The following is a 15137-nucleotide window of genomic DNA, read 5'->3' as shown; positions in this document are numbered from 1 at the left end:
TATGAGCGTGGCCGACTTCGATACCCAGACGATCGGTATTATTGGGCTGGGAATGATTGGCGGCTCGATTGCCGCGGGCCTGAAGCAGCGTAACGCCGCGCAGCGGATCATCGCCGCCGATACTGATAGTAGTGAGCTGCGTCAGGGCGTGGCGCTAGGTTTTATTGACCAGGCTGTCGATATCGTGACCCTCGCTGCTACCGCGGATGTGATTGTCGTGGCGGTACCGGTACTGGCATGCCAGTCGGTATTTGCTGCCATGCGCGAAGCACTGGAAGCGCGCACTACTAAAGCGATCGTGACCGACGTGGCGAGTGTGAAGGGCGAAGTACGTGATGCCGCCAGGGCCGTGTTCGGCACCATGCCTGAATGGCTGGTGCTCGGCCACCCGATTGCCGGCGCAGAGCGCAGTGGCGTTGCGGCTGCCAATGCTGATCTATATCGGCAGCGTAAGGTCATTCTTACTCCTGACACCAATGCTTCGGCCCCTGCCATTGCTGCGGTGCGCACGCTGTGGAGCCGGCTCGGCGCTGATGTGCTGGAGCTGACCATCGAGCGTCACGACGCCGTACTGGCACGGACCAGCCATTTGCCGCATCTGTTGGCCTTTTCGCTGGTTGACACCCTGGCGGAGCAGGATGAGCGGTTGGAAATATTTCGCTACGCCGCCGGAGGCTTCCGTGATTTTACCCGGATTGCTGCTTCCGACCCCGTGATGTGGCGCGATATTTTCATTAGCAATCGCGATGCGGTGCTTGATGCACTGAGTGATTACGAATCCGGCATTCGGCAGCTGCGTCACGCCATTGAGAGCAGCGACGGCGACGCTCTGCTGGGTAGCTTCTCGCGTGCCCGCCACGCGCGCCAGTTTTTCCAATCCCTTTTGAACCGATCCAGTTTCCAAGCGAGCTATCAAGACATGGAATCCAAGAACCTGATTTATCGCACGTCGCCCGGTGGCAAAGTGAACGGCACCATTCGTGTGCCCGGTGACAAGTCCATTTCGCATCGCTCTATCATGCTGGGCGCACTGGCCGAGGGCGTTACCGAGGTGGAAGGTTTTCTGGAAGGTGAGGATAGCCTGGCTACTTTGCAGGCATTCCGTGAGATGGGGGTGACCATCGAAGGGCCTCTGAATGGCAAGGTCACCATTCATGGGGTAGGAATGAATGGTTTGAGAAAGCCGGCAGGGCCTCTCTATCTGGGCAATTCAGGAACCGCCATGCGCCTGTTCAGCGGGTTGCTGGCGGGGCAGGCGTTCGATACCGAGCTGACCGGCGATGTTTCTCTGAGCAAGCGCCCGATGAATCGTGTTGCTGACCCGCTGCGCACCATGGGCGCTCATATCGAGACAGCAGAGGGTGGACGCCCGCCGTTGAAGATCACCGGCGCTCAGGCGTTGCACGGCATTGATTATCAACTGCCAATGGCCAGCGCCCAGGTAAAATCCTGCCTGCTGCTGGCGGGTATGTACGCCGAAGGCACTACCCGAGTGACCGAACCTGCGCCCACTCGCGATCATACCGAGCGCATGCTGAGCGGCTTTGGCTATCTGGTGGAGCGCAGCGGTGCAACAGCCATTATCGAAGGTGGTGGCAAGCTGACCAGTGGCAGGATTGATGTGCCTTCCGACATCTCTTCTGCGGCATTTTTCCTCGTCGCCGCATCCATTACGCCCGATGCTGATCTGCTGCTCGAACATGTTGGCATGAACCCGACCCGAGTCGGCGTGCTGAATATTCTGCGCGAGATGGGGGCCAATATTGAGGTGCTCAACGAGCGTGAAGTGGGCGGTGAGCCGGTAGCCGATTTGCGCGTGCGCCATGCGCAGCTAAAAGGTATTGATATTCCTGAAGATCAGGTGCCTTTGGCGATTGATGAGTTTCCGGTGCTCTTCGTGGCAGCAGCCAATGCCGAAGGCGTAACCCGCCTGCGCAACGCTGCTGAGCTGCGCGTGAAGGAGTCTGACCGCATTCAGGCAATGGCCGATGGTCTGACCGTGCTCGGCATTGAAAACACCGTTTATGACGATGGCATTGATATCGTGGGTGGCCGCTACCACGGTGGAGAAGTGGACAGCCTGGGCGATCACCGCATTGCGATGGCCTTTGCGGTAGCGGGCCTGTGCGCCGAGGGTGACATTGTTATCCATGATTGCGCCAACGTCGCTACTTCGTTCCCCAACTTTCTGGCACTGACCAGCGCAATCGGCATGCAGCTTTCAACTGAAGAGCAGACGCCATGACAGACATTCCCGTAATTACCATTGATGGCCCGGGCGGGGCAGGCAAAGGCACCGTCTCTGCCCTGCTGTCTGAAGCACTCGGCTGGCACTTGCTGGACTCCGGTGCGCTCTATCGTCTCACGGCATTGGCCGCACAGCGCCACCGCTTGGTTGCTGAGGACGAAGCGGGCGTCGTGGTATTGGCAGGGGCGCTGCCAGTAGAATTTATCGCGGTAGAAGGGCAGCTCACCATTGAACTTGACGGTGACGATGTAACCCAAACCATTCGTCAGGAAACGGTCGGTACGGCAGCTTCAGTAGTGGCGGCGCTGCCGGCAGTGCGCCAGGCCCTGCTCAAGCGCCAGCGTGATTTCCTCAAGGCGCCGGGGCTGGTGGCTGACGGGCGCGACATGGGCACTGTTGTTTTCGAGCAGGCACCGCTGAAAATCTTTCTGACGGCTTCGGCGGAAGAGCGTGCCCGAAGACGTCACGCTCAGTTGCTTGAAAGTGGTGTTTCTGCTAGTATTAGCGACCTTTTGGAAGAAATTCAGGCTCGTGATGAGCGTGATAGCAACCGTGCGGTTTCTCCTCTGAAACCTGCTGAGGATGCCATCACCATTGATAGCACCGAGCTTGAGATCGACGCAGTCGTGGCGAGAATTCGCCAGCTGGCGGTCGAGAGAGGGTTAAGCAAGGTCTAAATGGCCGAGCTGTTTGCTTCTCAAGGTGCTCTGTCCAGATGTGAGGGCGTTATCTGCCGACTATCTCAGGAAAGGCGCATAACGTCGAACCAGCGTTAACATCCTCAGAGTGCATTACATTGGCCCATACTCGCTGGTGGTATGGAGATCGCGGCTATTCTGCCGTCTAACGAAGATCACGCAGGAATAACATGAGCGAAAGCTTTGCTGAGCTGTTTGAACAGTCTCTAAACGACATCAACATGGAACCGGGTGCGATTGTTACCGCAACAATCGTGGATATCGACGGCGACTGGATCACTGTTAACGCAGGTCTGAAGTCCGAAGGTCAGATCCCGGCCTCGCAGTTCAAGGACGAAAACGGCGAACTGACCGTTGGCGTTGGCGATGAAGTCAGCGTTGCACTGGAAGCGGTAGAAGATGGCTTCGGTGAAACTCGTCTGTCCCGTGAAAAAGCCAAACGTGCTGAAGCGTGGAAAGAACTCGAGAAAGCGTTCGAAGACGAAGAGATCGTCAAGGGCGTTATCAATGGCAAGGTCAAGGGTGGCTTCACTGTTGATGTCAACTCTATCCGTGCGTTCCTGCCTGGTTCTCTGGTAGACGTGCGCCCTGTCCGCGATACCACTCATCTTGAAAACAAGGAACTTGATTTCAAGGTGATCAAACTCGACGCCAAGCGCAACAACGTTGTGGTTTCCCGTCGTGCGGTCCTCGAAGCAGAAAACAGTGCCGAGCGTGAAGCGCTCCTCGCTACTCTGCAGGAAGGTCAGCAGATCAAGGGTATCGTTAAAAACCTTACCGACTACGGTGCCTTCGTTGATCTCGGCGGCGTTGATGGCCTTCTGCACATCACCGACATGGCATGGAAGCGCATCAAGCATCCGTCTGAAATCGTCTCTGTTGGCGACGAAATCAACGTTAAAGTGCTCAAGTTCGATCGCGAGCGCAACCGTGTTTCCCTCGGTCTGAAACAGCTGGGCGAAGATCCGTGGGTCAACATCAAGGGTCGTTACCCGGAAGGCACTGTTGTCGCTGCCAAAGTCACTAATCTGACTGACTACGGCTGCTTTGCCGAGCTGGAAGAAGGTGTTGAAGGTCTGGTTCACGTATCCGAAATGGATTGGACCAACAAGAACATCCATCCTTCCAAGGTTGTGCAGGTAGGTGAAGACGTTAACGTCATGGTACTCGACATCGACGAAGAACGTCGTCGTATTTCTCTCGGTATCAAGCAGACCACTGCTAACCCGTGGGAAGAGTTCAGCGCCAACTACAACAAGGGCGACCGCGTTGCTGGCACCATCAAGTCGATTACCGATTTCGGTATCTTTATCGGCCTGAACGGTGGCATTGATGGTCTGGTTCACCTCTCTGACATCTCCTGGTCCGAGCAAGGCGAAGAAGCCGTTCGTCACTATAAGAAAGGTGATGAAGCAGAAGCGGTTATCCTCTCCATTGATCCTGAGCGCGAGCGCATCTCTCTCGGCATCAAGCAGCTGGAAAGTGACCCGGTTTCCGAGTTCCTGGCTGTGAACGACAAAGGCGCACTGGTTTCCGGTACCGTCACTGAAGTTGATGCGAAAGAAGCATATGTTGAACTCGCTACCGACGTTGTCGCTGTACTGAAAGCTTCCGAAATCGCTGAAGAGCGTATCGAAGATGCTCGCACCGCTATCAACGTAGGCGACAAGGTTGAAGGCCGTATCGTTAACGTCGATCGCAAAAACCGTCAGATCAACATCTCTGTACGTGCGAAAGATCAGGCTGATACTCGTCGCGAGCTGAACAAGCTGCGTACCGAAGAGCCCGAGTCTGAAGGCCCGACCACCATCGGTGACCTGATCAAACAGAAACTGAGCCAGGACTAATTCCTGCCAGTGGCTGATTGATCAAAGCCAAGGCTAGCCACCACGGCTGAGCCTTAAAGGAAACGCCCTGCTATCGAAAGATGGCAGGGCGTTTTGTGTTTGGGCGTAATGAACAATTGAGCGATGAGTTTATTTTTCAGTGATTGCTTTAATCTGTACAGGGCAAACCTTCTCCCAATATGAGCTTGTGCCTAAAAGTCCTATCATGTAGCTACCCCTTGTCCAGACCCTTTTTATAACCACGTTCTCTATCCTAAATAAATCAACAGGTTAAAGACCCTTTGCGGAAAAGGGGGGGATATATGGGCAGGTTGGATTGTTGTTTGTTTATCAGTGAGTTACCTTTTTAGTGTTCTAGTTCGCTGCCGCGCAGGCAGCTCAGAAAAGTGTTATCGGACGAGCGCATGTAGCCAAGCAGTTCGCTGCCGCGCAGGCAGCTCAGAAAGTCAGCAATGCGAGCGTTCCAAGCGTGGAAAGGTTCGCTGCCGCGCAGGCAGCTCAGAAATATCGTTGGCAAAGTGGTATGGCGTGGAGGGAGTTCGCTGCCGCGCAGGCAGCTCAGAAAATTGGCGATGCGTCGCAGCGGTCGGGAAATCCGTTCGCTGCCGCGCAGGCAGCTCAGAAATTAACGCTTGATTGGCGAACACCCAGGGCGGCGTTCGCTGCCGCGCAGGCAGCTCAGAAACGCTGTCCGGTGCTCTTTGATAACGTGGTTAAGTTCGCTGCCGCGCAGGCAGCTCAGAAAAAAATTCAAAACATCATCATCAGCCACCTGAGGTTCGCTGCCGCGCAGGCAGCTCAGAAAAATATTCAATCTGTTAAACGTCATCGAAATTTGTTCGCTGCCGCGCAGGCAGCTCAGAAAACTGTTGTCAGCGTGGTCGCGTCGTATTTCCTGTTCGCTGCCGCGCAGGCAGCTCAGAAAAGTAAGGCATGGTGAACCGAGCAGAATCGCCAGTTCGCTGCCGCGCAGGCAGCTCAGAAAATTTGCTGAGGCCTCAGCAACAAGCGATCCAGGTTCGCTGCCGCGCAGGCAGCTCAGAAAAGTAGGTATCAACTGGGAGGTGCGAGTTATCTGTTCGCTGCCGCGCAGGCAGCTCAGAAAATTGGCCCGCGGCTGGATAGCCATGAGAGCTGGTTCGCTGCCGCACAGGCAGCTCAGAAATCCATGACTGATCACACGCTGCTGCCTCCCAAGTTCGCTGCCGCACAGGCAGCTCAGAAATTCAGTGATTTCTGGGCCTCTCGCATGGAGTTGTTCGCTGCCGCACAGGCAGCTCAGAAAAGTACGCGGACATGGCTAGGGGAGTAATGCAGGTTCGTTGCCGCACAGGTAGCCTTGATACTTTATTAAGCGATGACCGTTATAAAGGTCAAAAAATGGTAGTCTACGGTCATCGCTCTAGCCTGTGTGAAGCACATGTCTATGTGCTGTCTCTGGTATCCTTGTGTTTATCACTGAAGGAGGATGGTAATGGAAGAGATAGCTTCAAATGAATTGAAAACCATTCTCCACTCCAAACGTGCAAACCTTTATTATCTTCAGCATTGTCGAGTATTGGTAAATGGTGGCCGTGTTGAATACGTTACAGATGAGGGCAGCCGGTCACGCTACTGGAATATCCCAATTGCCAATACCACATCACTTCTTTTGGGAACCGGTACTTCCATTACTCAAGCGGCTATGCGCGAGCTTTCCAAGGCTGGCGTTTTAGTTGGTTTTTGTGGCGGTGGTGGGACACCACTGTTTTCGGCAACTGAGGTCGATGTGGATGTTGCCTGGCTAACACCCCAGAGTGAGTATCGCCCGACGGAGTATCTTCAGCACTGGGTTCGCTTTTGGTTTGATGATGATTTGAGGTTGCAAGCGGCGCGTTTGTTTCAACTACGCAGATTAGAGCGAATTGCAGCCCTTTGGAATCACCGTGCATTGCGTGATTCGGGTTTTTCTATTCCTTCAGATGCGCTTAATCAGGCGCTTGCTCCTCAACGTGAGTCGATTGCCAATGCGGCGAGCACCGTTGATCTTCTAACACTGGAAGCGCGTTTAACTAAAACGTTATTCAAATTAGCAGTATCTGCGGTGGATTATGGTGAATTTACTAGAGCCAAACGGGGGAAAGGGGCTGATCCAGCTAACCGTTTTCTTGATCATGGCAATTATCTGGCTTATGGATTAGCCGCCACTGCAACCTGGGTCTTGGGTATCCCGCATGGTTTGGCTGTACTGCACGGGAAAACCCGTCGGGGTGGGCTAGTGTTTGATATTGCTGATTTAATCAAGGATGCCGTTATTCTTCCCCAGGCATTTATATCAGCCATGAAGGGAGATGAGGAGCAAGAGTTTCGCCAGTCCTGTATCGAACGTTTAACCCGTACCGAGTCACTTGATTTCATGATTGATACTGTCAAGGAAGTCGCACTGGATTTGGGAACGCGCTGTGTATGAATGTTTTATTTGTTTCTCAGTGCAGCAAAAATGCGTTGAAAGAAACTCGGCGTATTCTTGATCAGTTTGCGGAGCGTCGGGGGGACCGTACCTGGCAAACACCGATTACTCAGGCAGGGCTTGATACGCTTCGCAAACTGTTGCGAAAACGTGCCAGAAAAAATACCGCTGTTGCTTGTCACTGGATACGTGGTCATGACCATAGTGAATTACTTTGGATTGTAGGTAATGCTGGTCAGTTCAATCTAAAAGGCGCCACACCGACGAATACGACGCGACGTAACATTGTTCGCGAATCAGATGAAAATGATTGGCACAGCGGTCACCTTATTCAGCTATTGTCATCCATGGCCGCGTTATTTCACGATCTGGGAAAAGCGAGTGATGCGTTTCAGGCACGACTGCGAGGGAGTCTCACAGGGCGCAATCTCTATCGTCATGAGTGGGTCTCCCTTAGGTTGCTGGAAGCATTTGTGGGAGAGGAGGATGACCAAGCGTGGCTCACTCGGCTTGAACAATATAGCTCTATTGATCAACACGAGTGGCTTGATTGTCTTAAACGGGACGGTTTGGATACTCTTGACGCTGATGAACAGCGCCCCTTTACGCATCTTCCGCCTTTAGCTGCGGCCATCGGTTGGCTAATTATCAGCCATCATAGATTACCAGCCCAACCTGCTTATGATCATAACGGCCATCAGGAGCGAGTCGGTAAAAAGGGTGTTCTTTCCCCCTCGGCTATCCCATCCCTGCCAAGGGAACTATCGGCCGCCTGGAATGAGCAGATTAGCGATGCGTCTCAAACGGAAATTCAGCCTTATTGGCAATTTTCCAAAGGGTTGCCCATTTCGCACGATGAGTGGTGTAAACGTGCTAATCGTGTAGCTAGGCAGCTAAGGGAGTTGAAGACTTCGCCTCCATTGGAATCTCCTTTCCTAATGCATGTCTCACGCATGGCATTGATGCTGGCTGATCACTACTATTCGAGTCTTGAAGATAAGGGGCGTCTTGCGGGAAAGTGGTCTACTTCGCTCTTTGCCAATACGTTGAAAATCGAAGGAAAAACGAAGCTTTGCCAGTCTTTGGATGAACACCTGCTAGGTGTTACACGTAATGTGGCGGAAATAGTGCACCGTTTGCCTGATATGATGGCTGGGCTGTCGCGTATTGCTCGTCATAAAGGATTTCGCCAGCGTAGCCGTGATGCTCGATTTCGCTGGCAGGATACAGCGTTTGACCTTGCCGCTGGCCTGCGTGAAAAGAGCCGTGAGCATGGTTTCTTTGGTATCAATATGGCGTCTACGGGGTGTGGGAAAACGATCGCGAACGGTCGTATCATGTACGCCCTCAGTGATCCTGATGAAGGCACTCGGTTTTCTATCGCTCTTGGCTTAAGAACTCTGACACTTCAGACCGGGCAGACGTATCGCAACAAGTTGGGCCTGGGAAGTGATGATTTGGCTATCCGCGTGGGGGGAGTGCTTCCAAAGCCCTATTTGAACATCAGCAGAGAGAGCGGGGAGGCTCGGAATCTCGTGCGGAGCTGCTGGATGAGCAGCTCCACGTACGCTACGACGGTCAGATTGATGATCATCCTTTGCTGAGCCGGGTTGCTAAAGATCCCAATACGCGTTCTCTGATTGCTGCGCCGGTGTTGGTGTGCACCATTGATCATTTGATGCCTGCTACTGAAAGCATGAGAGGCGGGCATCAGATTGTACCGATGTTGCGCTTGATGAGTAGCGACCTGGTATTGGATGAGCCCGATGATTTTGATATCAAGGATTTGCCTGCTGTTACACGCTTGGTGTACTGGGCGGGGCTGCTTGGTTCCCGGGTGCTGCTCTCTTCTGCAACATTACCTCCCGCATTGGTCAGTGGGCTGTTCGACGCTTACTATGAAGGACGAGCGGAGTATCAGCGACATCGCGGGACAGTTGGTTTAACAGCCGCACCATATTGCGCCTGGTTTGATGAATATGGATGCACGCAACACCAATGCAGTGATATAGCCTCTTTCGATACCGCACATCAAGCATTTGCTCAGCGCAGATCGGCACGATTGGCAAATAAGGATGTGTTACGGAAAGCATATCTGGCGCAGTTATCTTCTCCTTCTGCACGTAGTGAGGATATTCATCAGGCGCTTGCAGAATGCTTCGTTGATAACGCGCTCCTGTTACATGGTCATCATCACAGTATTGACCCCGCGAGTGGTAAGCGCATCAGTTTTGGGTTGATTCGCATGGCTAATATAGAGCCATTGGTCGCTACGGCTAAAGTGCTTTACCAGGCCAGCCTTCCCGAGAATCACCATATTCATCTATGCGTTTACCACTCCCAGTTTCCGTTGCTGCTACGTTCGCGTATAGAGGAACGGCTGGATGTTTGTCTCGATCGACACTCACCGAATGCTGTCTTTGAACTGACTGATATACGTCAGCGTATTGATGCGCAAGGTGCGTCTGATCAACTATTTATAGTACTTGGCTCGCCTGTAACAGAGGTTGGTAGAGATCACGATTATGACTGGACGATCGTGGAGCCATCATCAATGCGTTCGATTATCCAGCTGGCTGGCCGTATTCAACGCCACCGTGAACGGATAGCGAATACTCCAAATGTGGCCTTACTGTCGACTAATGTGCGGCACCTAAAGAAGAAAGAAGTTGCCTATAGCAAGCCTGGGTTTGAGGAGGGTGCATGGTTACTGAACTCTCATCAAATGAGTGACTTGCTAAGAGAGAGCGAAATTTCGTGCATAGACTCTCGACCACGCCTATTGTCTGCAGAAAATCTGGATATCAAAGGAAAACTTTCTGATCTTGAGCATGCTCGTTTGTCAGCGCTAATGAAGGTAGAGAACAGCACTTTATCTACCAATAGACTGAATCCTCGCAAGCGTCGTGGCGAAGCAACTCGTACCACACTAGGGGCGTACCTATTTTTCAGGCCCTGTTCCATGAGCTTGTCTGCTTTGCCTATGCAGCAACAACGTTTCCGTGATAGTTCCGAGAGCAAGCAAGAGTATCTACTCTTACCTGATGAAACTGGCGAAGAATATGAGGTCAAGAGAGTTGATAGAGAGGGGCGACATGAGGATTGGCGCCCTGCCGAGACCGAAATAGGTAGATTGCCTGACTCGGTCGTTCAAAATCAGCACATTTCTCCCTGGAATGATGTTGATTATCTAGATGCTCTAACACACCAGGCGGAGGCAATGGAGCTATCAATTGAGGTATGCGCTTGCAAGTTTGGTCGTGCTCAGCTTAATGCAAACTATGCGCCTTATGGTTGGAGCTTTCATCCAGCACTTGGGTTTGTGCGTCGCTAGGAGCGTGTTGAGAAAGAGGAGATGGTTTTAAGATAACTCCGCCCTACCATCGTATTGCAATCCAGACTCGCTATTCAAAGGCATAGTGCCATGCTCGGGAGAAACGTTTGGACAATTCATAGGGCTGCCTACTCCTCACCGCAGCGAATGTGTGCACTCTGCAGCACACCGCTGCAGAGATTGCCAAGCTGCCTGTGCGGCAGCGAACGCAGTTTGCGAAACCCCCGCCGTACTCAACGCTTTCTGAGCTGCCTGTGCGGCAGTTTAATTTGAGAGCTGCTATTTCTGAGCGGCCTACTCGGCCACCAAAGTAGTTTAGCTGAATTGGCCCCTCTTTCGGAATCCATTGAGGTGCTTGCAATATGAATTGAAATTTGTCAAAAGAATTCGATGGGCTTGATAAGGATTACTGAGGTTAGTCTTCGAGTGACCTGCCATTCCGATAGGATTAGTCGCTAACCTGTCCAGCAAGTGGTCTACTTTGAGGATGACTATATTGAGAGGTGCTAGGCGTTGACTTTTTTGCGAAGCCACCCTATAGTCTACCGCGCGGCTACCCGTTCAGTAAGCGGCCACTTATTGAACGGGTGAAAACACACGATATGGATACTCTGTAGGTAGAGAGGGAGGTGTGTGAATGGTTGGTTATCATTCCGGTAGAAGATAATTAACAACTGGGTCCTAAGCGCATAAGCGCTTAGGACCCAGTATTTTATGCCATGTTGGTTTCCAGGAGCAAGTACGACCTTGAAACTATAGGATAGGATGTTGTGCTTACAAACTGTTACTGGTTCTCGGATCTGACGGCCAAGTCGCGGTACATCAGGTGAGGAGTGCTCTCCATAGTGAAGCATTTGGGTTGCCGGGTTAGTTTTCTGACTTAGGTCATTCATTCTGTCCTGTATGGAAGAGTCATACCGAAATTACGCAGATGACTAGTATAGCTATTTCTTTCAATGAATAGCATGATCCTGAGGAGACAACAGTAATGGGAATACAAATAATCTCTTGCCTAGCACTTCCTAGGAGTGCTTGGGTGCGGACGCGGCAATGAACGAGCGCTTTCGTGAATCCCTTTGTTGATGAACATCTCGGTATAAGGTATTACAGCTCTCAGTAGTTGATGCTGTAGTTATCTTAGATATTAAGGTCGCCTATATTTTTAGTTTTTTAAGGAGCAGATTATGTCAGCTTCCGTTGCATCAATCCGGCAACTGGTCGATTCATTCATTAATGACCGCTTTAATGCCAAAGTTGAGAAGCTGTCACCGGATGATCCAAAGTATTTGAAACTACAAGAGCAGTTTGAGCCGCAAACGTGGATTGCTGATGCGGCGCGGCGAGTGAGCCAATTACAGGTGGTGACGCACTCGTTGAAAGCGATCCACCCTGATGCAAAAGGCACTAATTTGTATGTAGAACCTGGGAAATTGGCGCAGCTTGAGTATGTTGGCAGTCACTGTTTGAGTGATGGGTTCAAAGGGGATGTTGTCGGTAATGCAGCAGCGCTCGATGTATATAAATTTTTACGACTTGAATGGGAAGGTAAAACATTACTGGAACGCTCTCTAACAAGAGATCAAGAACTTATTAGAGCATTAAGTCCTAAGCAAGAAGAGGGCGAAACCTGGGTAAATGCATTTGCAGGTATTGTTGAATCCAAGGGAACTCCCTGCTCGCATGCAATGGGCAAACAGCTATATTGGCTGGTAGACCAAGACCCTACTCAAGATAGCAACTATGTTATGCTGGCGCCTCTATACCCCACAGCATTGATACATCCATTCCATATACGCTTGAGTGAGGCTCGGTTTGGAGAGCATGCCAAGCAGGGGCGCAAGGCTCGTCGCGAGAACAAGTACTTCGAGGGAGAAGAATATGCCGATTACCCCGATCTTGTAGTACAGAAGTTGGGTGGTACCAAGCCTCAAAACATCTCCCAATTGAACAGTGAACGCGGAGGCCAGAACTATCTATTGGCCTCGCTCCCTCCCCAATGGCAATCACGATCAATATATCCTCCCACGCGCGATGCTTTTAGATCCTTTGGACGTCGTCCGATAGTGAGAAGAACGGTACATGAGTTGAAATATTTCCTTGAGTCTGGCCCTCGCAAGAATATGGGGACACGCGATTGGCGAGATGATTTTACGACGATACTGATTGATGAGTTGATGCTGTTTACTTTCGATATGCATTCACTTCCTGCTGGTTGGAGTGCCGATGAAAAAAACCAACTGTCTGATACTGAATGCTACTGGTTGGATCCTGGTCGAGTGGAGCAGGATAGTGACTTTGCGGAGGCTCGACGTTTATCTGATTGGCATCAGGCTGTAAGTGATCGTGCGGCATTGTGGCTTAATAAGGCGCTGAACAGGAAAAACACACTGAAATTGGCCGATACTGAGCATCGGCATTGGAAAAGCCAGTTCGAGGAAACCATGAAAGATTTTCGACGTCAGCTCGACGATCTTCAGGCTGCAGTTTTTCCGGATGAAGAGCATACGGAGGAGGCCTTATGATAGACCATTTACTGGTACTCCCGCGGCTTCGTATTCAGAATGCTAATGCCATTTCAGGGCCCATGACATGGGGCTTTCCTGCCATGAGTGCCTTTGTCGGTGTCATGCAGGCATTGGAGCGCCGTTTGCCTGATGACATGGGGCTTATGTTTAACGGTATAGGTGTGATATGTCACTCCATGGAGCCCCAGGTCACCAAGAAAGGAATAACGCGCGCCTTCCATCTCACGCGAAATCCGGTAGATAAAACAGGTAAGACTTCTGCCATTGTTGAGGAGGGGCGCGCTCATATCGACATTTCGTTATTAATAGATGTTGGATTTAACGGTGATGTCCTGCATAGCCAGGAGCAGCGCAATGAGATCGCCAAGCGTCTTTACCACTTGGCACAAGGGATGCGCATCGCAGGTGGCAGTGTAGTTCCAACGACATCCGTAGCAGATGAGCGCTATTGCCCCAGGCTGATTAGCTTCAATCCTGATGACAGTGAGCAGGCTTATACTAATTGGCGTCGGGTGATGAGGAGCTTATTGCCCGGATTTGCATTGGTACAGCGCGACGATTTGCTCAAAGCACACACCAAGACCCTTCAAAAAGATAACGAGGGGGCAACAGCCTTTGATGCCTGGCTTGATCTGTGCCGAATCAACCATGAGTGTCGTGAGGTTGAAGAAGTGTCGTCTGACGGAGAGATAAAGCAGCAGGTTAGATGGAGCATCCGTCGCCCCTATCGCGGATGGCTGGTGCCTATTCCAGTGGGGTACGCTGCTATTTCTCCACTTTATAATCCAGGTGAAGTGGTCAATGTTCGCGATCCTGGGGTTAAGTTTCAATTTGTAGAGAGTATCTACTCCATTGGGGAGTGGGTAAGTCCGCACCGTATAAGGGACCCGGAGGCGTTACTTTGGAGCGTCGATATCGAGAGTGCTCAACAAGGTCTCTATCGTTTAAAGAATTTTTACTCTGACTCACTATCTACTGCTTTTCAAGGAGCTGTGTAATGGCCGGCGAAAAAATGAAATTGAAAACTGCCAGTGTGCTTGCCTTTGAACGTAAACTGGACCCTTCTGATGCTCTGTTCAGCGCTGGTAATTGGGATGATCGAGAAAACTATCAGAAATGGAGTGGAGTGTCGGTTCGTGAAAAGTCGGTTCGCGGTACTATTTCCAATCGTTTGAAAGCCAAGGATCAAGATCCTGCCAGGCTTGATGCTCAAATTGAGAATCCAAATCTTCAAACCGTCGATGTGGCTACCTTGCCTCACGAAGCGGATACCTTGGCGGTTAAGTTTACCTTGCGAGTACTTGCTGGGGCGGGCTACCCCTCGGCATGTAACGAATCTGCCTACCAGAAAAAATTGTTGGAAACCGTTGCTGGTTACACCTCTGAACATGGATTCGGGGAACTGGCCCATCGGTATGCTCAGAATCTGGCAAATGCGCGTTTTCTGTGGCGCAACCGCATTGGTGCCGAATCGGTAGAGGTAGTCGTCAGCCAACTCAAGGGGGGGATCGCTGAGAAGCAGTGGACCTTTGATGCGCAGAGTTATTCACTGCGCGAATTTGAAGGTGATGCCAAAACGAAAGAGCTGGGCCATGCGATTGAGGCTGCACTCTCTGGCGACAGCTACCTTCTGCTGGATGTTATCGCTTTTGTTCGTTTAGGAGCAGGGCAAGAGGTTTTCCCTTCTCAGGAATTGATTCTTGAGCGGTCTCGTGGTGACAAGAGTAAAACGCTCTATAGTATTGGCGAAGAAAATATTGCGGCGATTCATTCTCAAAAATTGGGGAATGCTTTGCGTACCATTGATACTTGGTATCCTGCCTTGGAAGATGGGCGGAATCTTGGCCCTATTGCTGTTGAGCCATACGGCTCGGTGACTACTCAGGGGGCTGCGTATCGTCAGCCAAAGGATAAAATGGATTTTTATAATTTGCTCGATAATTGGCTGCTAAAAGATAAAGTGCCTTCGATCGAACAGCAGCACTTTGTCATGGCAACTCTGATTCGCGGTGGTGTATTTGGTGATGCGGGGTGAC

7 protein-coding genes, 1 pseudogene and 1 CRISPR repeat array are annotated in these 15137 nt (G+C 51.5%); all 8 genes and pseudogenes read left to right on the top strand.

Going from position 1 to position 15137, the window contains the following annotated elements; all coding sequences use genetic code 11:
• Position 1 precedes the first annotated feature (1 nt).
• The 8 genes and pseudogenes from L881_RS0101475 to csy3 all read left to right on the top strand — a co-directional run bounded on the left by L881_RS0101475 (position 2) and on the right by csy3 (position 15136).
• Complete coding sequence (locus tag L881_RS0101475) at positions 2-2245, top strand: bifunctional prephenate dehydrogenase/3-phosphoshikimate 1-carboxyvinyltransferase (protein WP_025731950.1); 2244 nt, start codon at positions 2-4, stop codon at positions 2243-2245.
• A complete protein-coding gene (cmk, locus tag L881_RS0101470) occupies positions 2242-2925 on the top strand; it encodes a (d)CMP kinase (RefSeq protein WP_025731949.1) in 684 nt (227 codons plus the stop codon). The genes L881_RS0101475 and cmk overlap by 4 nt, the downstream gene beginning before the upstream one ends.
• 191 nt (positions 2926-3116) lie before the next feature.
• A complete protein-coding gene (gene rpsA, locus L881_RS0101465) occupies positions 3117-4793 on the top strand; it encodes a 30S ribosomal protein S1 (protein ID WP_025731948.1) in 1677 nt (558 codons plus the stop codon).
• 357 nt (positions 4794-5150) lie between these two features.
• A CRISPR array of direct repeats spans positions 5151-6078; the repeat unit is 28 nt; unit sequence GTTCGCTGCCGCGCAGGCAGCTCAGAAA.
• 189 nt (positions 6079-6267) lie between these two features.
• Positions 6268-7242, top strand: a complete 975-nt coding sequence (gene cas1f / locus L881_RS0101460; RefSeq protein ID WP_025731947.1) for a type I-F CRISPR-associated endonuclease Cas1f — start codon at positions 6268-6270, stop codon at positions 7240-7242.
• Positions 7239-10576 (top strand): annotated as a pseudogene (cas3f, locus tag L881_RS14080) (type I-F CRISPR-associated helicase Cas3f). Before cas1f ends, cas3f begins: the two are co-directional and overlap by 4 nt.
• Before the next feature lie 1184 nt (positions 10577-11760).
• Positions 11761-13098 (top strand): type I-F CRISPR-associated protein Csy1, encoded by a 1338-nt coding sequence (gene csy1 / locus L881_RS0101450; protein ID WP_034578145.1) that lies wholly within the window; start codon positions 11761-11763, stop codon positions 13096-13098.
• Positions 13095-14099, top strand: a complete 1005-nt coding sequence (csy2, locus tag L881_RS0101445; RefSeq protein ID WP_025731945.1) for a type I-F CRISPR-associated protein Csy2 — start codon at positions 13095-13097, stop codon at positions 14097-14099. Before csy1 ends, csy2 begins: the two co-directional genes overlap by 4 nt.
• Positions 14099-15136 carry a type I-F CRISPR-associated protein Csy3 gene (gene csy3, locus L881_RS0101440; RefSeq protein ID WP_025731944.1) on the top strand — a complete coding sequence of 346 codons (1038 nt, stop codon included), beginning with the start codon at positions 14099-14101 and terminating at the stop codon, positions 15134-15136. Before csy2 ends, csy3 begins: the two co-directional genes overlap by 1 nt.
• Position 15137: the final 1 nt, after the last annotated feature.

Origin of the sequence: Carnimonas nigrificans ATCC BAA-78 (assembly GCF_000526695.1) — a bacterium.
Taxonomy (GTDB): domain Bacteria; phylum Pseudomonadota; class Gammaproteobacteria; order Pseudomonadales; family Halomonadaceae; genus Carnimonas; species Carnimonas nigrificans.
Note: the sequence above shows the minus strand (reverse complement) of the source record. Positions and strands in the feature narration are given on the sequence as shown.